Here is a 21,287-nt window from a genome sequence, read left to right as displayed (position 1 = left end):
AAGGAAGGAAGAATATCAATAAATTTTGGATTTATAAAATGTTGGAGGACTAAATTTCAAAAGTTAAGCGGTTTTTACTTCTGATTCCTATTTTCTCATTCTTCCAAATATCCATCTTTTGGCTACTTGAAGTTTGTGTTTCAGGGTTGGTAAACGTTGAATATACACTCCTCTGCGAATGATGCGGGCTAGATTACCATCTAGGGTGATACCAAAGCTATAAATTACAGCATTCTTAATACCTAATGTTAGCATTTCTCCCAAATATAAATAGCTAAATGACTTTAATTTCTGTCCTGTAATTTTTGCCCAGATATTACGAGCCGTACAGGGAGCTTGTTGAAATGCTGCTTGGGCTGTAGTTGGAGATTCGTTACCTTTAATGTCTCGAATTTCTGCTAAATCTCCTAATACAAAAATATGGGGATATCCAGCTAGTTGCAAAGTTGGAGTAGCAATTAATTGTCCTTGTTGATTATGTTGACAATTTAGCTCTTTTATCCATTGAATTGATTTATTTCCACCTGTCCACAAAACTAAATCTGTGTGGAATTGCTGAGTTTTTCCTTCGTAATTGAGAATAATTTGATCAGATTTGATCGCTTCAATATTAGTACGTAAATTTATCTGCACACCCAGTTTTAGTAAAGCTCTGTATGATGCAGTTCGACAACCTGGGGGGAAAGTTTTCAGAATTTCATCACTGCGATCAATTAGACGAATTTCCCCGCGTTTTTTCAGTTTATCTGCCAATTTACAAGCTATTTCCACACCATTAGGACCAGCTCCGGCGATCGCTATTCTAATCACAGGAATATCAGATGCTTCTAAAACCCGCAACTTTTCCTTTAAATATTCAGCATCTTCTAAACTCCGAAAAGTTTGGGCATATTCTGCTGCTCCTGGGACTATATCTAATCTTGTTTCTTTACCAACAGCCAACACTAAATAATCGTAATTTATTATGTCGCCATTTTGTAATTTTACGCTATTGTTTTCTAAATCAACACCTTGAATTTCCGCTTGACAAAATTTAACTTCACTATCAGCTAACAACTTTTTATAAGTAGGTGCAATTTCCCCATTACGTAATTCTCCAGTCACCACCTCATAGAGCAAAGGAGTAAATAAGAAATGATCCCTTTTTTCTACCAGTGTAATTTCATAATCAGGTTGACGAAGTTGATTAATTTTGCTCAATTCCAAAGCCGTATATAACCCACCAAAACCACCACCCAAAATACAAATCCGCACCGGAAAATCAGTAATTGTATTTTTTCTCAGTTTCCCTTGTCTAAAAAACTTATCCTTGATCTCATACATAATTTATAATTAATATTTTACTCCCTTCCTCCTTTCTTCCTTTGCGACTTTGCTCCTTTGCGACTTGGCGCGAAATAAAAATCAGCTATTATTTGATATTTGCAGCTTTAAACTGCTCAATAAGTTCACTTGTGCGAGTACGACGGCCATCAGGATTAAGATGATAATGAGTATCAGCAAATAAACTAGAATCAGTCTTCACATTTAAGGTTTCTTTGTCATAAAGTACCGGGGCAATTTTGCCTAATTCTGTTGCTGTTTTACGGATATTATCAAGAGTTTTATCATCTGTGCTACCATAAATCCAAGAAAGCCCTAATATCAAAGTTGCTTCTTTGGCTTCAACTTCTTGTTTAAATTGCTGAATTCGCCGCAGAGAGTGGGGAGAAACGCTCTCTTTAATTGTCAATGACCACCATTCGCTGTTAGTGCGTTTTTTCATGACTGTCGGATCGCCATTAGCTGTGATGGGGTCAGAATAATAACCTGTTAAACGGCCTTTTTCCACCACATCTAAGGATGATTTAGTTGCAGCTTTTAGGGTGGGTATACCTAATAACATTAAGTCTTGAGCGAATTGTTTGGGGGGTATATTTCCTAAACCGGGTTTACCAATAGACACACCAAATTGACCAGAGCGATCGCCAAAACCATCTTTATCTAGTAATAATAAATATTCGGGAATAAGTAAGACGATATCGCCTTTTTTAATGACATCAGCAACACTAGGCAAAATCACATCTAAACCAATTGGTCCATCTGTAGCTATGTTGATGGTAGGGATGCCTAATGTCTCTTGCATCAATTTCGCATCAACGGTGTAATGAGCGCCTGAACCACCGACAATGAGAATCCGTTGGGGTGCTTGGACTTCTTTAGCTACGGCCATTTTCTGTTCATACATCATCCGCAACCAACTAAGTTCACCACCATAACGAGCATTGTAGAAGTAACCAACACTCCAAGTTAAACCAGCGATCGCAAACCAACTAGAAAGTCTGAAAAATTTGTTCATAATTAGGTGACAGGTGACAACTCACTAATAACTCTAAAATTCAAAGTAAATAAATGGAGAGGGAGTATTAGCAGCAAACAAAATAGTTAGCACTAACAAAATCCGTGACATCCAAGGAGAAATCAATAAATCATATTCAGTTTCTCCTTGTCGCCAAACTCCAATTTGTTCCATAAATAATAGTCCTATTGCTAATACCAAAGTTAATGCCAAAGCTGCTGATTCACTGCCCTTGAAGAAAGTCAAAGCTTCACCCAAATTAGATAGAGAATAATTCCAAGGAATGATCAGAACTTTCAGCTTTTCTAGCAAACGTCCTGTATTTGTTTCCATAAAAAACAGACATCCCAAAATTATCGATCCAAAAGTCAAAGCCCAGGAAATAAACTGCGGCATCAGCAACTTTTGCTGTCCCAAAAATTTATAAAAAGGTCGTCCAGCATAGCGCAATACGAGGAGTAGTAACCCGTGATAAGCTCCCCAAAGAATGAAATTCCAGGCTGCTCCGTGCCAAAAACCAGATAGGGTAAATGTAATAAAAAGATAAAATGGGGCTAATTTCATGTTTTTACCCATGAGAGGCAGAAAAACATAGTCCCGAAACCAAGTGCTGAGGGTGACGTGCCACCTCCGCCAAAACTCGTTAATACTCTGGGATGTATAGGGAGCAAGAAAGTTAAGACTTAAGTTAATACCTAAAAATTTTGCTAACCCTAGAGCAATAAAACTATATCCACCAAAATCAAAATAAATTTGTAATGTAAACAGAAAGGCAAAAAACCAAACTAACCAAGGATTATCAACTTGATCTACTTTAATGTAGGGAGAAATATTATCTGCGAGGACAAATTTCATAAATAGTCCTAGAGATAACCAGCGAAAACCAGATTCAAAGTTATCATAAGTCAACTTAAATCTAAATTTTTCAATCTGCGGAAACAAGTCTGCTCTCCGTTCAATTGGTCCGGCTACTACTTGGGGGAAAAAAGCTACAAAGTTGGCATAATCTAAAGCTGCAATTGGTTGTTTTTTGGGGCTTTTGTAGGAGTCAACCACAAAGGCTACCATTTGGAAGGTATAAAATGACAATCCTGGTGGAATTGAACCCATACCAGGAATAGACTTTGATTGCCAATTTTCTGCCAATCCTGGGATGATTAAACCTAAAACATCTTCAACAAAGAAGTTGAGATATTTGAAATAGGCCAGAATAGCGATATCAATTACTACGACAACTGTAGCGATCGCCTTAGCTTGCCATTTTTCCTGTCTTAACATCAACCACACCATCATGTAGTTGAAGATAATTTCGCAAATAAATATGACAAAACTAGATTTGGAAGCGTTCAGAAACAAGAACAACGACATTGATACCAAGCCAACCGTATCGAAAATATCTCTCCACAGGTTTAAGGACTTGGCAACATAGCGGACTGTAAAATAAGGGATGCAAAATAGGAGTAGCACCCACCAAAACGAAAACTCCGAAAAATTCAATTCACCACTCCTCTAATCTGTGAAATGATGGCAAAACTATTGGTAATGGGTAATAGATAATTGGGAAGAATCTATTACCCAATCCCCAACATTAACTACCACTAATTTTATTCCAAAGACCGCCCCAGCCTTTACCTTGGGTAGCTGCTGCTGCTTCTTCTTTTGGTTTGCTAGTAGCGGCTACTGGTTCAGCGACAGTAGTTTCTGAAGGTAATACACTCAGTTCATTTACTAAGTATTGAGCAGCCTTTTCAATAGTTGGATAGTCCCAAAGTAATGTGGAAGGAAGTTCTGCCTCTAACCAATCTTCCATATCACCAACGATTGTGACTGAATCAATGGAGTCTAAACCATAGCGGGTTAAAGGTTCAGTGACTTTGATTGTTTGAGCTTTGATTCCCAGTTGTGTAGCAATCTGGTTAACCAACCACCCTTGGATAGTATCAACAGCATTCATAGCATTAGGATTGGAGTTGGAGTTTTGGACTTGCATCATTAGTAGTTTCCTGTTGTGTAGATTTTGCTAGTTGGAAAGGAACTATGGAAAACATCTTGTCTTGGTTGTACAAGCGGATTAACTCTTGGGTAACAGCCCGATCATCAATCCGTCCAGGCAATGCTTTAGCGGGGCGAAATGTCAGCATTAGCTTCCGCAAACTAAGTGCTAACCACTCTCCATTAGCAAAGAAGTCTCCCAGATGATTGCGGTTATGAAGCCACGTATGCACACAAGCTGCCGCTACGTGCATGACGCAGTATTGTTTCGCTAGATCAAATACTTCTGGCGATTGCTCATGACCAAACTGGAAGGTAGAAGCTGTAATCTGCTCATCAAAACTGTTTAGCTCCTCCCGTACTATCTCACTTAGGGTGATGATTTGGTACAAAATATCTGGGTCGAGGTGAGAGTCTGCTTTTAAGTCTTGCAGCGATGTCAATGCCAGTTCTAGCCCTTGCAAAACATCATCTCCACCCCGATTGACCAATTCCAGCTTTTTGCCGTCGAAGGGGGGTAAAGTTTGTGTGAGGTCAAAAGTTGTGGCTAGACGTGCTTCCAAGTGTTCTAGACTTTTACCAGCGTTTCTAATGCGAGATTTGGTTAACTGCCGTAGTTGCAGTAATAGCGCATGAAGATTAACAACGCTGCTGCCATCAAACATACTGATGATGGAGTTATCCCGCAGCACTTTCTGGAAAATGCCCCAGTCGTGTGCGTCCCGCATATAAAAGCGTGAACCTAGAACAACGGATACATTGTTGACTACTGTTTCCAGGGTGGTGGTGACAAAATATTTCACCACTGCTGACCAAACGCTTATTTGCTCTGGCATGGTGTTAAATCCACGAGCGACCCCAATTGTGGCACAGTCACAAATAAGGATATCCAGAAACCCATCGGTGAGAGTGCGTTGAGGTTGGGGCATATCGAAGACTGTTTTGCCATATAGTTTACGTTCTATGGCAAATTTGAGGGTAGTACGCAGGGCTGTATCTGCTGCTCCTTGGGAAAAGGCGGCACATAAGGCTCTGGTAATTTGGAAGCCTTTGAGGGCTAGTTCTAGTCCCAGTCCTTCTGTTCCTAAGCGCATGGATTCGGGGATAAAGCAGTTCTCGAAGCAAATGCCACTCATATCCGAACCACGCACCCCGTGAGTCAGGATTTTAGGGAGGTTGCTAAAGTGATCTGGGTCAATTTTGCTCTTTTCTACCATGAATAGGGACAGGCTTCTAGCCCCTCCTGCTTCGTCGGTTCTGGCTAGTACGAAAGCAACTCCTGAGATGGTGGCGCGGTTAATTGGCCATTTCTCTCCGTTGAGGATGTAGCCTCCGGGAACTTTTCTGGCTTGCATATCACCAGCGAGTAAGTCACTACCATGTGCTTTTTCTGAATAGGCTAGGCACATAGCCCCGTTAGCATCTTTCATGAAGCTGGATAGGGTTTGCTTTTGTTCGTCTGTTCCTGCCATCCATACTAAGTATGACCAAAACATAGTAGTGAAGGCGATCGCTGCGGTTTGATCTCGCCGTGAAAGTACCCGCACAAAGGAGATAAACTCGTCAAAGCTGGTAAATTCACCACCGCATTCTGTGGGGATGTAGTAGTGTTGGAGTTTCCAGTTGTATAGCCAGTTAATGATTTCGTGAGGAAATTCTTCCTTTTCATCCAGGTCTATTACCTGTTTGAAGGACATGATATTGTCTGGATTACCAGGGTCGCCTAATTCCCGTTCTAGTGCTTCGGCGACCCAAAATTGTTTGAGTGGCTGCATGGTTTTCTCCTTAGTGGGTAACTTGCACTTGATCCAGCAAGGAATCAACTTCCTCTGATAACTTTTGGTAACTGGCACAAAATTTAGGGTTTTCGCTCCAATCGGCTAAAACGCCCAATTCACCTGCAAGGAAACTGGCTTTACAAGCCCGGCGCTGAATCTTGCCACTGGATGTTTTGAGGACGTTACCTGGCTTGACTAAGACGATCGCATAGGCTTGGAGTTCATGAATTTCGGCGATCGCTTGCCGAATTCTGTTAATTACCTCATCGGCTACAAACTCTTCCGGATTGCGTTTGACTTCCTGGACGATCACTAGTCGCTCCACTGCATCCACCACGATGGAAAAGGCTGCACCATAGTCAGGGCGTAAACAAGGATGTATTTCCTGCACTGTCCATTCTAGGTCTTGAGGATAGTGATTAGTGCCTCTAATAATGATCAAATCTTTGATCCGGCCAGTAATGAACAACTCCCCATCCTTGATGAAACCTAAGTCTCCTGTTCGTAAGAATGGACCCTCGTTGGTATTGGCTATACAAGCGCGGAAGGTACTTTCACTTTCTTCTGGACGATTCCAGTAACCATCAGCCACACTGGGGTCAGCTACCCAAATCTCACCCACTTCATCAGGAAGACAACGAGTTAAGGTGTCAGGATTAACGATCGCTACTTTGGTGTCACACACCAGTTGACCACATCCCGGAATAGCCCTGACACCATCACCCCAAGCGGTGGCTTCAACAATTTTGTTTTTCTCAATTTCCGATGTTTTGACTAAACAGAGTACCGGTGGTTCTTCTTTCGGACTAGTTGACACCAGTAACGTATTTTCGGCCAATCCATAAGCCGGCGCGAAGGTTTCCCAGCGGAATCCACAAGTTACAAATTTCTCAAAGAATTCCTCTAACACTCTGGGATTGATGGGTTCTGCGGCGTTACCTGCTGCTACCCAACTACTGAGATCCAGACTTTGCATTTGCAATTCGGTAATACGTCCGACACACTGCTCATAAGCAAAGTTAGGTGCTTGACTATGCGTGCCGCGATAGCGAGAGATAGCCTGAAGCCAGCGTACTGGCTGTTTAATAAAGGCTAGGGGGGACATGACGTAACAAGGATGACCGTTGTAGAGTGGTACAGTCAATCCTTCTACTAGTCCATAATCATGGAAGTAAGGCATCCAAGTGATGGAAACACTCTGCTCATCATAACCACAGGCTTTTTGTAAGTAGTGACAATGGTGCATGATGTTGTGGTGGCTGATCATCACCCCTTTCGGTGTGGAAGTCGAACCCGATGTATATTGTAAATACGCGAGTGTATCTGGTGTAATTTGCGGATCTTGCCACTGATCTGCTAGTTCCAAGTCAATATCTTCAGTAGTGATCCACTTTATCTGTTGGAACTCTGGAAAATCTAATTCCGCTTCTTGCAGAATTGTTAAAAAACGTTGAGTTGTCAAAGCAAAGGCAGCATTTGCATCTTTCACAATTGCTCTTAGCCTTGGTAATGCCCGTTTTAACCTGCCAGCATCAGGTGGTGGTACTGGTATGGCGATCGCTCCACCATAAAGACTACCCAAAAAAGCGGCGATCACATCCAATCCTTGCGGGTAAAGCAATAATGTCCGCTGTCCTTTGGCGTTATGTTTCTGTAACACAGCACCTATGGCACGGGCTTGGCGGTCAAGTTCTTGATATGTTAGACTTGCTCCTGCTTTTTTCCCATCCACGAGAAACATATAAGCAAGCTTTTCCATGTCCTGGGTAGCTCGCCAGCGTAGTAGTTCGACTAAGGTGGAGATGTTTGTCATTGGCAAAGTTTGGGTAGCGAGGTCTTGAGTCATTTGGCTACTTCCGAAAGACTAGGGGAATCTAAAAATTCCTGAAACTATACATATTTCGTCTGTACGGAGTAATACTGTATAGCTATCTGCTTTATAAAACTTTCTCTATACTAATCTTACTTAATCATGACATAGATAGCGGTTGACTGAATTAATTTATCGGTATTTTCACTAAAAAAATAAATTTAATTCCTACTAGCCATTCCTGGGCTAGGGTATTTACTGTGCGTAAGTCCTATTTGACAAGCATTTCTCTTGGTTATCAGGGTATTTATGTATGACCGAAAAATAAATTTTCGATGAAGTTTATTTTGTAAGGGAAAAATTTTTACGTTTTTGTGATATAATTTTCAGCTTTATCAGTGCTGAAGGTAAATCTCGAAGCGGCAAAAAATTGTAGAGACGTTCGTCCAGAACGTCTCTTTGTTACATTGAATTAGGGTGCTAGAGCGTTACCACGAATTAAGCTACCAATGGTTTTGGCAGTAATTTTGAGTTGGGTAAAGGGGTTAGCTGGAACTACAGTTTTATACAGGTAACTATCAAAAGTTAATTTCTGTACATCCATGTCATCACACATTTCTACAAATGCTTCACGGGTAGCATCGGAACGATAGAAGACATTTTGAAGAATATCTAATACCTTGTAGGTGAGTCCGTATTTCTTATCCCAACGCTTCAGGTAAACTTTTAGATCGGCTTCAGTAGGAATACGCGCTCCATTGTTAGAAGTTTCCACAATGGTTTCTGCACACATCCGTCCGGACTTCGCAGCAAAGTAAATACCTTCACCAGAGGACTTAGTAACATAACCAGCAGCATCTCCGACCAAGGCGATACGTCCGACAACGCGACGAGGACGGGGATGTTCAGGAATGGGGTGGGCTTCTACTTTGATAATTTCACCACCGGCTAGTTTTTCAGAAGCACGGTTGCGAATGCCTGCTTGTAATTGTTTAATACTGGCTTTATTAATGTGCATTGTGCCAGTACCTACTGCTACGTGATCGTATTTGGGGAATACCCAAGCGTAGAAGTCGGTAGAAACGTCATCACCAACGTACATTTCGGCCAAGTCGTTGTAATAGTCCATTTTGTCTTGGGGAAGACGAATGCGTTCTTGGAAAGCGATCGCATAATTGTAATCCCCAGCATCCATATCCTTAGCAATCCGGGAATTTGCCCCATCTGCACCAACAATCAAATCTACCTTGAGGGTTTTAGTAACTCCCTGCACCCCTTCTCCGCTATGGTCAACATAATGGATTGTGTAGGGGTCGGTATTGCTGGAGGGAATATCAACTTTATGAACAGTGGCGTTAATTAAATTTGCACCTAATTTTGCCGCCCGGTCTCTCAAGAAACCATCCAGAACTTCTCGGCGGCACATTCCTATATATTCATCTTCATTTATTAAATTGATATCAACCTCACGATTTGAGGGAGAAATCATTTTCATCTTCCGTACACGACGGTCAATAATTTCTGGAGGTAAGTCAAATTCATTCACCATACATAGGGGAATAGCACCCCCACAAGGTTTGGCGTTGTCTAACTTCCGCTCAAACAAATACGTTTCAATCCCAGCTTTAGCTAGTGTTTCAGCAGCGCATGAACCCGCTGGGCCAGAACCAACAACAGCAACCCGTAGTGTCAAAGGTTTTCTCCCAATTATCAATATTTTCCCAAAGCATCCTATCACGGACTTTTAGCTGAAATCCCTCTTTAGCTTCAGGTTTTGATAGAAATGCAATATTCCTTAACATTTTGACATAAAAACTACATATTTTGGGTTTTATGAGTAAAGATTAATCAATGATAACTAGAAGAATAAGTAATTATTAAATATGCAAACTTCTGAATTTGATAGTTTTGCTCGAAAGATAAGTATTAAAGCAATTACAGGATATCAAAGATACATTTCTCCCCACAAAGGCTTTAGGTGCGCCCATCGTGTGTTACATGGTGGAGAATCCTGTTCCCAATATGTGAAGCGGGTAATAGCTGATGATGGGTTAAAAGCGGCTTTTGTCAAGTCCCAAGCAAGATTTCAAGCTTGCAAACAGGCAAATCAAATTTGGCGATCGCAAATTGAAAACCCAGAATTACCTGAAGAAAATGAAGAAACAGAAAATATTAAAAAAGCACCAATAAAAACTCCTCAAAACTTCTCATTTTTCAACAATAATAGTATTTACTGTCTTGATTGTGCCGATTTGAGTTGTGATTGTGGTGAATTATTAGATATAGCTTCTGATTTTTCTATTGCCGATTGTAACGCTCCTGATTGTAGTTCTTTAGATTGTGGTGCTGCTGATTGTAGTTTTCTAGATTGTGGAGGATGTAGTTGGTAAGTAATCCAAATTACAAACAGGAAATTATCTGGAAAAAAATTACACAATTTAACTTAAAAATCCAGTATATTTTTCTCTAGCTTCCTGACTTTCCAATTACTTATCTTCCTGCATATTTCTGACAATTTTTGTAACTATTTTTCTAGGTATAAATCTAATACATTTAGACATTAGTTTATTAATAAAACCAGGAATAACAATAGTCTTTTTTCGCATCAAAGCATCATAACCAATCTGTGCTACAGTTTCCGCATCCATCATCTTTTTATCTTTAAGCAGCTTAGAATATGCCATTCCTGTTCTTTCATGAAATGCAGATGTAGTTGAACCTGGACAAAGAACAGTTACAGTCACACCTGTACCTTCCAATTCATTAGCGATCGCTTCTGAAAAAGATAACACATAAGCCTTAGTTGCAAAATAAACCGCCATTAAAGGACCAGGTTGAAAAGCAGCAGTAGAGGAAACATTTAATATTTTTCCATTACCTTCTTTAACCATTTCTCTCAAAAATAACTTAGTTAAATGAGTCAGACAAACTAAATTAACTTGTAGCATTTCTAGCTCATTATTTAAATCGGTTTCATGAAATAATCCATGATTGCCAAAACCTGCATTATTAACTAAAATATCAACCTTAACTCCAGCTTGCTGTAACTCCGTAAAAATTTCTTGAGGAGATGTAGGTATAGATAAATCTTTGATAATATTGATAACAGAAATACCGAACTCTTTTTGAAAATCAGCAGCTATATCTAAGAGTTTAATTCCGTCCCTATCTACTAAAACAAGATTATAATTTTCAGCAGCGAAAATCCGAGCTAATTGATAACCTATCCCACTAGCTGAACCCGTAATTAGTGCAGTCCCTTGACATTTTATGTTCATTTTAGAAAAAGTGAGTTAACAGGAATCGGCACGGAAATACCGTGCCAAAACCATTAGACAAGACTTAAAAAACCAGTTTGCACTAAATAAGATGTGTAAGTCATCAACAATTGAGAATCAATAGGAGGACAAACAATTGAACTGCCTTTGAGTGCTTCTAGGGTTTCTTCACAACTAATAATTGGTCTTCTTGCTTGCAAATACAAATCAGGAATAGTGATTTGTTCATCAGACCAACGTTCTAGCAAAAATGGCCGCAGAGTATATAAAGGATTATCTTGAGAAGTGACATTATTAATTAACTCTGCTTGCCATTCCTCATAAGGAATCATCTTCAGTGAAAATCCGAAAGAACTCACCCAATCAACTAAAGATTTTAAAGAAGCAGGTTGAGGATGTTGTAAGTGAAAAGCTTTACCTACAGATTTTTCTTGTAGAGAAAGATAAACAACAGATTTGCTGACGTAATCAACAGGAGACATATCTAGCATATAATCTACATCAGGGAAAGATCCCATTTGTAGACAACCCTTAATCATTAAATTGATAAAATCGTGGGTATTACAAATTCCTGTGGTGCTATCTCCAGAAATTAAAGGAGGCCGATAAATACTGATAGGTAAACCTCTACTACCAGCAATTTTTACTAACTTTTCCGATACCCATTTAGTTTGAGAGTAACCGAGAAAAATTCCTTGCCAATCATTAAAATCATCCTGTTCTTTAACTAACTGACCAGCATAGGCAGTTGACTCAAAAACAGCAACGCTAGAAACATAATGAACTGGCTTAACTTTAGTTTGACAAGCTAAACGCAAAACCTCTTGTGTCCCTAAAACATTGGCTGTTTTTAAAGCTGAGTAAGGATACACATAGTTCAGTAGAGCAGCACTATGATAAATAGTATCAATATTAGCCGCTAAATTTTGGAATTGTCCTGAATTAATACCCAAAAAAGGCTGTGCTAAATCACCAACAATGGGAATAAGGCGATCGCTATATTTTTCGTCCCAAAGTGCATATTGTTGCAAATTCTTTTCTAATTTGCTCTTACCTTCTACCACATCAGCAGCACGCACTAAACAATAAATATTTGCCTGAGTTGCTGCTAGTAATTCCTTGATAATAAAAGCACCTAAATAACCTGTCCCCCCAGTTAAAAATATATTTTTGGGGTCAGTTACAAAAGCAGTAGAACCACCAATAGGTTGAATAGTGGGGTCAAGAACAGCTTCAGCAGCTAAATCGAGAAAAGGAGGAGCAATATTAACACTAGAACCTGTGTTGATATGAGCATCTTTAACTTGACCATCTTCAGTGAATTCGTCTGCTAACCGCTGAGAAAGTGCAGAAATACTGGGATAATGCCATAGCAGAATCGGAGATGGTTTAAATCCTAGTAACTGCTCTAATTTACTGATGATAATCATGGCTTGGGCAGAATCCAAACCATAATTTTCTAAATTTTCATCAACATCAATTTCTGATGGTAAAACATCAATAACTTCTGCCAAGTTAGATACTAAAAAAGCTTTAATATCTTCAGCAGTATAAGACTGTTTTAAATTCATTTTTACATCTCCAATGCAGAAGGAACTGGGTGATATTGACCGTAATTAGTAGGCATTTGCAAACCCTGAATTTTTAAACTTTGAATGCGGTATAAAAACACCGTACCATTCATAATTTGATCGGCGACATCCACCACATGACGATGATGCGGTTCAGCTAAATAAGAACCACGCACCCAGTCATTGAAGCCACCCATAGCAGGACCACACCAAATTTGATAATCAACTTCCCGACCTTTTTCACCAGTGCTAGACCAGCGAGAAGATAATCCTAAATACCATCGGAAAATTAAAGCCATTTTTAGTTTTGGATTATTAACAGCTTTACCCAATTTCTCCGGATTTTTCTGGGATAAATAAGTGGCTGTTCCTTCCCAAACTTCGGCAATACTTTTGCGGAAAATTTGTCTTTCTAATTTTTCTTTTTCCGCGACTGGAATGTCTTCAATAGAGTCGTAAGTGCGGTATAATTCATACAGTTTTTGCGCTCGCATAGGGAACATTGTCCCCCGTTTGAGAACCTGTAATTTGACTCCCATTTCAAACATATCCGCAGCAGGAGCCATAATCATATCCGCCATTTCTGCTTGCGCTAACAATTTTTTAGTATGTTCACAAGCACCAGATTCAACACAAGATTGATTAATTGAACCAGTAACTATATAAGCAGCACCCATCATAAAACCAGCTAAAGCTGATTCTGGAGTGCCAATTCCTCCAGCTACTCCTATTCTAATCGGAATAGAATAATTATATTGTGCTTGAATTTCATCTCTGAGCGCAATAATTGAAGGTAATAAACATACTAAAGGACGATTATCTGTATGTCCACCAGAATCAGCTTCAACGGTGATATCATCAGCCATAGGAACTTTACTAGCCAAATTAGCTTGTAATTCCGTAATTAATCCTTGCTGAATTAATTCTTTGAGAATTCTAGCGGGTGCTGGTTGCAAAAATTTAGTTGCAACTTCCCGACGAGAAATTTTGGCAATGACCTTATTTTTGATTTCAATTTGGTTAGCTGAATTTAAACTTAAACCAGCAACACGATAATAAACAATGTTAGGTGTTAAGTCTAAAAATGCAGATGCTTCAACCGTTCTGACTCCATATTTGAGGTATAAATCTACAGCACGGCGTTCAATGGCTGGTTCATTGGGACTGTGAATTAAATTGAAAGCATAGGGACTATTAGGTAAAGCTTGTTGAATGGTATTAATGGCTGTTTCTAAACGGTCTGGAAGTAAACCACCAGCACCAAAAGAACTGAGAATTTTCTCTTTTCCTAGTGCAATTACCATTTCTTCGGAAGCAATACCACCAGCCATTGCCCCTGTCATATAGGCATATTTCACACCATGAGTAGTGAGAAAATTAAAGTCCCCAAGTTGTTGTAAGTGAATAGGTGGAACTGATATCAAAAGTTCAGCTTGTGCTGATGAACTATGAACAGTAGGTGTTAAGTAACCATCATTAGTTACACCAATTTTTCCACCGACTCTAATAATATGGCAAGGTTGATCTAATGTTAGTAATTTATCTTTGATGGTACTTTTATCAAAACTAACACAATCTAATGAACCTTTCCAAACTTGGTTTTGATGATTAATTAATGTACAAAAACCAAGTTCATTATCATGTTTATTTAGTACCGTCTCGATAGTTGTCAAGGTAGTTATTCCTCAAATTATAAGCAAAGGATGTGAAATGAAGAATTTACCTCACATAGAGATATAGAAAAAGAGGGTTGATATGCCTACATCTCTATGTGATTTTTACTTATTTTTCTTCGTTTAGTAAATTTTGAGCGCAAGCTAATTGCAATTGCATAATTTCGCTCATTTGTTGACTAAATTCCTGTCTAGCTTCTAAAAAACTTGAGTGTGCTTTAGTTAATTGGGCATTATTGACACTCAATTTTTGATACTGAGGAATTTTTAAATCATTCATGCTAATTATTTCACCAGATTCTTGATTTATACTAGTGCTGTTCTCTGCTATAACCGATTGATTATAGGTGAGGGGTAGAATTGGCTCAGAAGTCCCAGTTGACTCAGAAGATTTTAGTTTTTCTGGAAGTTTCAAACCGTTCTCCATGATAGTTTTCATAGGATTTTTTTCTGGTTGGGGCTGGGAAAAAATTTCACTAGGTGCTATTTTGTCTGCTGTCTGTAGAGAATTGATAATTCTATACTCTTGATAGTTAGGGATAGTTTGCTGCTTATTATTAGTGAAAAGCTGCCGATTTTCTGCACTCAAAATTGCAGAAGTCATAGAATTACCACCTAAAGTAACTTTCCTCAGTGCAGCTTGTTTGCGTTGTGTATTTTCTGAGGATAAGTTATACAAAGGAGCTAGATTTAAATTTACCTGATGACTCAAGAGTTTTGCTAATGCTTTAATTAGGGAACTATGATCATCTGTACCGCGTCGGTTTAGGGATACAGTTAGATGTTCTTGATTACCAAGATTTTTATCTATCCAGCGAGAACAAATACCACCAGCACCAGCTTCGATAAATATTTTTGCTCCGTCAGCGTAGACACGATTAAGTAAGCGGGGAAAGTCGAGTTGTTGACATAAACCTTTGGCAATATTGTGAGCAATTACTTGACTATCAAGTGCAATTGATTGATATTCCGCCGCCGAGTAAAATTTAATGCCGGGGATGTTTTGTGCTGGTAAAGTGTATAATTTTTCCAATTCTTGAGACTCTGATTGCATTGCTGGACAATGAATCACATGATCAAAAGGAGCAGGAAAAGCATTGCAACCAAGGGTTTTAATTACTCGCTCACAAGCTGCTGGCTCACCAGCAATTAATACTTCTTCTGGTGTATTAATCTGGGTTAAGTAGACATGATTTTCAGCTTTTAAGCATTCTCTTACCTGGGCTGGACTAGCCATGAGAACGTAGTTACTCCACAAATTATTTTCTGGAGTTGTAGAAGTCTTTGGTAGTCCCCAATACTCACGGACAGCATTTTTTTGACCAGATAACCTATCTCCAAATAAAGCTGATGAATTAAAGGTGTGACTGACTTCATAAAAATTGCTCCATACTCCTTGAGCAACCATCATGCTAGTTTCACCTAAGCTATATCCAAAGATATATTTAGGTTTAATTTGAAAATCATCGGTGATAATTGTCGAGATTAATCTTGTGAAAAGCACTTCTGCTTCAAACATTGCCAGAGAATCAGACAATAATTTTTTTTCTAGAGTTTCTAATTGTCGAGTTGACAATTTACTCAAACTTCTAGGAAATACCAATTTTTCAACATCTGCTGCTCGTTCGTCAAGACTTTTGATAATGACATCATCTAAGACTTTAGGAAATAGTCGAAAAAGAGTCCGACCAATACCCAAATAAGTATTAACAGCCGCGGGATAAATATAGGCGATTTCTCCATCTTTACCCAGCGGTTTAGGTGTGAAATAACTACCTATAGGAGTTTGCCAATCTTTACCATTTGTAAAGGCATTAGTTACACCTTTTTTAGCTGAATTAATTTCTTTGAGTAATTCTTTTTGGTTGCGGCCAATGAGAGAGAGTGTATATTTGGTCTGAGAATTCTGCTGAAATTTCACAAAGGTTTGACTAGCAATATCTTTGAGAGAATCAGTATTTTCAACAGTTTGTTGCAAATTATCCAATGCTGCTAATAAGCTAGATTGATCATCTGCGGCAATGGGTACTAAATGCAAAGGTCTTGATTCTAAATATTTGCTAATGCGTTCTGGTTGTTGGGTTTCTTCTGATAAGATCACATGGGCAAAAGACCCGTCACAACCAATACTATTAATCGCGGAAATTCGAGATTTGGCCTCTTTTTGCAAAAACCAAGGTCTAGACTCAGTAGCGACGTAGAAGGGACTACCTTCCCATACTTGCGGTGTTTTGACACCAGACCAATTGGGAGTTCCGGGAATATATCTGTGGTAAATACTCAGTGCAGTTTTAATTAAACTGGCAATTCCTGAAGCCACAAAGGCATGACCAATATTAGCTTTGACGCTGCCTATAGCACAGTGTAAACCGTCTCCAACTGGGGGATAAGCTTGGAGGATACCGTTAATTTCGGCTTCGTCTTCTGTGGGAATACCACTAGCGCAGACTTCTAAATAGTTGACTTTTGTGGGTTCAATACCTGCTTGTTGAAAAGCTTGTTGACATACTTGGGTAATAGTATCACTATCTACAGCCATAGAAGGAGCTTGACCGATGCTAATACCATCAATTACTGCATAGATACGCTGGTTATTTGCTAACGCTATATCATGGCGTTTGAGGACAACTGCACCTGCTCCTTCTCCCACATTCCAACCATTGGCATTTTCATCAAAACTTAAGGTATTAATGCCTGTATTAATTTTTCCAAATTGACTTCGCAGTAATACATTTTCTACACCTCCTGCTAAGTCAACAGCACCAACAACTACAGCATCTACTTCATTGGTAGATAGTAGCATTTGCGCTAATTCTAAAGCTTTAAAAGCGGCAGTTTCGACGGCACTAATGGTAAAAGATGGGCCAGAGAAATTCCAAATAGAAGAAATCCGGCTGGCCATAATGTTGCCAACATAACTGAGATATTCACTAAGTTCAACTTGATGATGAATACTATCTTGGACAACGCTTTCTAATTGGGTAATTTTTGCTGGTAATAAAGCAATTTCAGCCCCATTCAAACCATCTCTAATTTGCCAAGATGAATTCCATCTTTGTTGTAGCTGGTGTACAGATAACTCAGTTTCCGCAGCGATAATTACAGCTACATTGCTATTCGGTGGAATGTTGGCATCTTTGAGGGCGCGGTCAGCAACTTTTAATAATAAGAGTTGTTGAGGATTGATTTTTTCAACTTCGTTGGGGGGAATTTTGTAGGCTAAAGTATCAACATCAAAATTATGAATATAAGCTCCTTGTGGTGCTTTTCCCGCTTCTAAACCATACTCTCGCAGTAAAGTTTCCTGTTCATTAATGCCATGCCATCTTGATTCAGGTAGGGGGATAAAATGCTGTTTTCCGTCATAAATGCTGCTCTCGAAAGCATCTAATTCTTCACATCCACCAAAAAAGGCATCCATGCCCACAATTGCCATCTTTGCGGTCAAATTTTGCTTAATATTCATTTGCTTACTTCCCCTGTTCTAAAATGATGTGAGAGTTTGTTCCACCAAAACCAAATGCACTTAAAGCTACTTTTTTAGTTTCTTGATTCGGCCATTTAGTAGGAGTTCTGACAATGTTTTGAGGAGAGACAACATTATTTTCAGAACCGATTGGTTGAGTCACATTTAAAGTGGGAGGAATAACGTCATGAGACATACTTAAAATTGTCTTGGTTATTCCCACCATGCCCGCAGCAACGAGTAAATGACCAACATTTGCTTTAGTTGAACCTACTAAAGGAGTGGCTTGATATGGACTAAAAAAGCTTTCAATGGAGTTGCATTCAGTGGTATCTCCCAATAGAGTGCCGGTAGCATGACACTCTAAATAATCAATTGTTTTGGGGTTTAGTTCAGCTTCAGAATAAGCTCTTTGATATGCGATAGTTTGACCTTGAGGATTAGGACTAAGAAGATGCTTGCCTTTGCCATCATTAGATAGACCGTTACCACAGATTGTTGCGAGAATTTTGTCTCCATCTCTAACAGCATCACTGTATCTTTTGAGCATTACCATTCCTATGCCTTCGGAGGTAATTAACCCGCGTGATGATTGATCAAGAGGGCGACTAATACCATTGTCTGGATATCCTTGAATACCAGAAAATAACATTCTCACAAATAACGGATCTGAGCAACTAATAGCACCAGCTAACATCAAATCAGCTTTACCTGATTGCAGATAATGGGATGCTAATTTAATGGCGTAAAAAGATGAGGAACAAGCAGCATCTATACAGAAATGAGTTGCAGAAAGGGAGAATGCACGGGAAACTATGGCAGCGGGTAAACCGGAAACCATCGCATTGTATGGAGATACTTTCTGGGAGGTTAATGAACCACCTAAATGAAAGTCTTTTTCCTGCAAAAGTTCACCAATGGCAGGCTCAATATTTTGCTGATAAATAGGAGCAAATAATTGATTGGAAGCTTTTGTGGGAAATCCCAGTGTTCCTAAAATTACTCCACATTTTGCAAGTGCAGTTTTATTTCCCCAATAACCACTTTGAAGAATGGCTTGTTTCGCAGCATATAATGACCATTTAAAGGTATTATCTAAGCTTTGGACAAATGCCGGAGGTAAGTTATACTCATTGGCATCAAATTTAAAGTTACGGATGAATCCACCTTTGAGAAAGTAGAATTTTTCCGGTTTACCTTTGTTAGCATCGTAGAATATAGCGGGATCTATTCCCAAATCCGCTACGGTTATAGATGATGTTGAATCTTTTTCTTCGGTGAGATTCTGCCAAAATTCTTCAGGATTATTAGCATCGGGAAATAGGCAAGATATCCCGATGATAGCTATTTTTTCCACTTTTGAAATCCTCATTGGGGGATGAGGGAAAGAGATATAATTTGCTCTGTTCCCTATGTTATTTAGGATTTACGCGATTCCCCAATGTTTACGGATTTATGACGCAGGAAGATAATTAAGAGAAATTAACCACGAAGGAGCGAAGGACACGAAGGAAGAAGGAAGAAGGAAGAAGGAAGAAAGAAAATTGTAGGTTGGGTTGAGGTAAGGAATCCCAACAAGGTTTTTAAATTTAGATTTTTACTTCTTATTTAACATTTTCATTGGCCAAATTACGGCTTTTGCTCCTAAGATACGTGAGTAGATTTTTCCTTCACAATTGTGAATGATGAAGTTGACGTTTGCACCAGTATCTGTTTTGGAGTTGATTTCACAGGAAACATAAAATGGGACGTTGAATGGAACTGCTAAAAATTGTTCTGAGTATGTTAATTGTCCTGGTAAACAAACTTCTTGATGGAAGTGATTTAACCATAACCAAAGTGTTTGGGTACTCAAATCAATTATATAAGGATTGTGCCATTTGACGGGAAATTGTCCTTGTTGTTGGGCGGTGATTTCTTGCCAACAACATTCGGCTGTCAGTTTTTCTGGGCTAATATTTAAAACTCTGGTTATTTCTTGGAAAGCTGGTCCGTGAAATAAGGATAAATCGCCATTTTGATAAAAATCTTTACCTGTTTTGGTGACGATATGATCTTCTCTGAGATCCATTGCTTCATAAATGGGTGCTTCTGGCATATTTTTTACCAGTTTAATCAGAGAACTAAAATGATAATGGGTTCTACCTTCGGGAGTTTTACTCAAGATTTTGGTTTGAAATTCTACAAAATCACCATCATTTTTGGTAATTTCTTGGATTTCTAAAATATGTTCATTAGCCAAAGTTGAGTTAAAGGTAATTCCTTTCAAAACTTTGAATTCTTTACAACTTAAATATCTATAACCTGGATAGATTTCTTCACAACCATTTACCATCCAAGATTTAGCACAGGTAGCTGGTAATACGGGTGAACCGGCAATTGTATGATCATGCAAAAAGGGATTTTCTGCTAATGTCATGCGGCGGCGAATCCGATAGCTCCGTAGTTCTGTACCTAAAGGCGGAGGTGATAGTTTCATGGGGCTACCAATCACTACTTGTGAATGATTTTGATAGGCTGGATGCAGTTCATTAACTAACATTTGTGTGCCAACTTCGACGGGAATAATATCAATTCCTCTTTCGGCAAATGCTTTTTTTAATTGTGGTGTCACCATGCCACTATCCCAACCTCCCCAGTTAATTGCCACTACGTGACAATGGGGGTGATGTTGTTTGATTAAGTGGGCTGATTTGGTAAGAATTTCATTAGCGATCGCATAATCACTTTGACCAATATTTCCATAAAAACCAGTCACTGAGGAAAACAATACTAAATGTTGCAATTGCTGGGGATTTACACAACTTAAAATATTTTCTAAACCCTGAACTTTTGCTGTGTAAACTTTTTCAAAATCTTCGGATGTTTTCTTTTCAATTAACTTATCTGCTAAGTTACCAGCACCATGAATAATCCCGGTAATGTGACCAAGTTTTTGAGAAATTTCCTGGAGTTTTGTTTTCAATTTCACAGGATCAGTAACATCAACACTGATATATTCTGCTGTTCCTCCGGCGGCTTCAATAGCGGCTAATGTCTTCTGAATTTCTCGACTAGAATTAATTTGATTAAATATCTTTTGTACCATCATGGGTGTTGGTTTCTCTCCTTGAGAAATCAATTTTTCCATGATGCGTTTTTTCAAGGCTGCATCTTCTAAACAATCACGAGTATATTCTGGTTCTGGAGTAATTTCAGAACGACCTAAAAGAATAAATTTACAAGGTTGATGTTGAGCTAATTTAATAGTACATTGAGCAGTGATTCCCTTGCCGCCACCACTGACTACAAAAACAGATGATGGACTAACTTGAACTGTTGCAGTCATAAAACCTCACCTAAAAATTGACAATTGATAATTGACAATTGACAATTAATAAT

At 39.0% G+C, this 21,287-nt stretch carries 14 protein-coding genes; 1 reads left to right on the top strand and 13 read right to left on the bottom strand.

Going from position 1 to position 21,287, the window contains the following annotated elements:
• Nucleotides 1-87 precede the first annotated feature (87 nt).
• The 7 genes from FJR04_RS08135 to chlP all read right to left on the bottom strand — a co-directional run bounded on the left by FJR04_RS08135 (nucleotide 88) and on the right by chlP (nucleotide 9,611).
• Entirely contained in the window at nucleotides 88-1,323 is a 1,236-nt protein-coding gene (locus FJR04_RS08135) for an NAD(P)/FAD-dependent oxidoreductase (protein WP_168493455.1), read from the bottom strand.
• 88 nt (nucleotides 1,324-1,411) lie between these two features.
• Nucleotides 1,412-2,338 (bottom strand): hypothetical protein, encoded by a 927-nt coding sequence (locus FJR04_RS08130; RefSeq protein WP_168493452.1) that lies wholly within the window; start codon nucleotides 2,336-2,338, stop codon nucleotides 1,412-1,414.
• Nucleotides 2,339-2,371: 33 nt separating this feature from the next.
• Nucleotides 2,372-3,835: an MBOAT family protein gene (locus FJR04_RS08125; protein ID WP_168493450.1), complete on the bottom strand. Its 1,464-nt coding sequence runs from the start codon at nucleotides 3,833-3,835 to the stop codon at nucleotides 2,372-2,374.
• 91 nt (nucleotides 3,836-3,926) lie between these two features.
• On the bottom strand, nucleotides 3,927-4,331 hold the full coding sequence (locus FJR04_RS08120; RefSeq protein WP_254445234.1) for an acyl carrier protein: 405 nt from the start codon (nucleotides 4,329-4,331) through the stop codon (nucleotides 3,927-3,929).
• The gene (locus tag FJR04_RS08115; protein ID WP_168493448.1) at nucleotides 4,297-6,105 is read right to left on the bottom strand and encodes an acyl-CoA dehydrogenase family protein; all 1,809 of its coding nucleotides are present in this window, start codon (nucleotides 6,103-6,105) and stop codon (nucleotides 4,297-4,299) included. The genes FJR04_RS08120 and FJR04_RS08115 overlap by 35 nt, the downstream gene beginning before the upstream one ends.
• 10 nt (nucleotides 6,106-6,115) lie before the next feature.
• Complete coding sequence (locus FJR04_RS08110; protein ID WP_254445233.1) at nucleotides 6,116-7,954, bottom strand: fatty acyl-AMP ligase; 1,839 nt, start codon at nucleotides 7,952-7,954, stop codon at nucleotides 6,116-6,118.
• 436 nt (nucleotides 7,955-8,390) lie between these two features.
• A complete protein-coding gene (chlP, locus tag FJR04_RS08105; RefSeq protein WP_168493446.1) occupies nucleotides 8,391-9,611 on the bottom strand; it encodes a geranylgeranyl reductase in 1,221 nt (406 codons plus the stop codon).
• A gap of 190 nt (nucleotides 9,612-9,801) precedes the next feature.
• Here chlP and yidD point away from each other — a divergent pair, with 190 nt between their 5' ends.
• Nucleotides 9,802-10,308: a membrane protein insertion efficiency factor YidD gene (gene yidD / locus FJR04_RS08100; protein WP_168493444.1), complete on the top strand. Its 507-nt coding sequence runs from the start codon at nucleotides 9,802-9,804 to the stop codon at nucleotides 10,306-10,308.
• Nucleotides 10,309-10,404: 96 nt separating this feature from the next.
• Here yidD and FJR04_RS08095 read toward each other — a convergent pair whose 3' ends face one another.
• The 6 genes from FJR04_RS08095 to FJR04_RS08070 form a co-directional block, all read right to left on the bottom strand.
• Nucleotides 10,405-11,196, bottom strand: a complete 792-nt coding sequence (locus tag FJR04_RS08095; protein WP_168493442.1) for an SDR family oxidoreductase — start codon at nucleotides 11,194-11,196, stop codon at nucleotides 10,405-10,407.
• Nucleotides 11,197-11,249: 53 nt separating this feature from the next.
• Complete coding sequence (locus FJR04_RS08090) at nucleotides 11,250-12,767, bottom strand: thioester reductase domain-containing protein (protein WP_168493440.1); 1,518 nt, start codon at nucleotides 12,765-12,767, stop codon at nucleotides 11,250-11,252.
• Between the two features lie 2 nt (nucleotides 12,768-12,769).
• On the bottom strand, nucleotides 12,770-14,440 hold the full coding sequence (locus tag FJR04_RS08085) for a PfaD family polyunsaturated fatty acid/polyketide biosynthesis protein (protein WP_168493432.1): 1,671 nt from the start codon (nucleotides 14,438-14,440) through the stop codon (nucleotides 12,770-12,772).
• Nucleotides 14,441-14,549: 109 nt separating this feature from the next.
• On the bottom strand, nucleotides 14,550-17,906 hold the full coding sequence (locus FJR04_RS08080) for a type I polyketide synthase (protein ID WP_168493430.1): 3,357 nt from the start codon (nucleotides 17,904-17,906) through the stop codon (nucleotides 14,550-14,552).
• A 4-nt stretch (nucleotides 17,907-17,910) separates the two neighbouring features.
• A complete protein-coding gene (locus FJR04_RS08075) occupies nucleotides 17,911-19,263 on the bottom strand; it encodes a polyketide synthase (protein WP_168493428.1) in 1,353 nt (450 codons plus the stop codon).
• Nucleotides 19,264-19,503: 240 nt separating this feature from the next.
• Nucleotides 19,504-21,234: an SDR family NAD(P)-dependent oxidoreductase gene (locus FJR04_RS08070; protein ID WP_168493426.1), complete on the bottom strand. Its 1,731-nt coding sequence runs from the start codon at nucleotides 21,232-21,234 to the stop codon at nucleotides 19,504-19,506.
• Between the last annotated feature and the right edge of the window lie 53 nt (nucleotides 21,235-21,287).

Origin of the sequence: Anabaena sp. UHCC 0204 (genome assembly GCF_009711975.1) — a bacterium.
Classification (GTDB): Bacteria; Cyanobacteriota; Cyanobacteriia; order Cyanobacteriales; family Nostocaceae; genus Dolichospermum.
The sequence above is the reverse complement of the archived record's forward strand: the minus strand, read 5'-3'. Positions and strand labels throughout refer to the sequence as shown.

What these genes read in the sequence shown, in the direction of transcription:
- yidD (WP_168493444.1), top strand. Translation starts at nt 9,802, where the DNA reads ATGCAAACTTCTGAATTTGATAGTTTTGCTCGAAAGATAAGTATTAAA.
- FJR04_RS08070 (WP_168493426.1), bottom strand. Translation starts at nt 21,234, where the DNA reads ATGACTGCAACAGTTCAAGTTAGTCCATCATCTGTTTTTGTAGTCAGT.
- FJR04_RS08115 (WP_168493448.1), bottom strand. Translation starts at nt 6,105, where the DNA reads ATGCAGCCACTCAAACAATTTTGGGTCGCCGAAGCACTAGAACGGGAA.
- FJR04_RS08095 (WP_168493442.1), bottom strand. Translation starts at nt 11,196, where the DNA reads ATGAACATAAAATGTCAAGGGACTGCACTAATTACGGGTTCAGCTAGT.
- FJR04_RS08090 (WP_168493440.1), bottom strand. Translation starts at nt 12,767, where the DNA reads ATGAATTTAAAACAGTCTTATACTGCTGAAGATATTAAAGCTTTTTTA.
- FJR04_RS08110 (WP_254445233.1), bottom strand. Translation starts at nt 7,954, where the DNA reads ATGACTCAAGACCTCGCTACCCAAACTTTGCCAATGACAAACATCTCC.
- FJR04_RS08135 (WP_168493455.1), bottom strand. Translation starts at nt 1,323, where the DNA reads ATGTATGAGATCAAGGATAAGTTTTTTAGACAAGGGAAACTGAGAAAA.
- FJR04_RS08130 (WP_168493452.1), bottom strand. Translation starts at nt 2,338, where the DNA reads ATGAACAAATTTTTCAGACTTTCTAGTTGGTTTGCGATCGCTGGTTTA.
- FJR04_RS08120 (WP_254445234.1), bottom strand. Translation starts at nt 4,331, where the DNA reads ATGATGCAAGTCCAAAACTCCAACTCCAATCCTAATGCTATGAATGCT.
- FJR04_RS08080 (WP_168493430.1), bottom strand. Translation starts at nt 17,906, where the DNA reads ATGAATATTAAGCAAAATTTGACCGCAAAGATGGCAATTGTGGGCATG.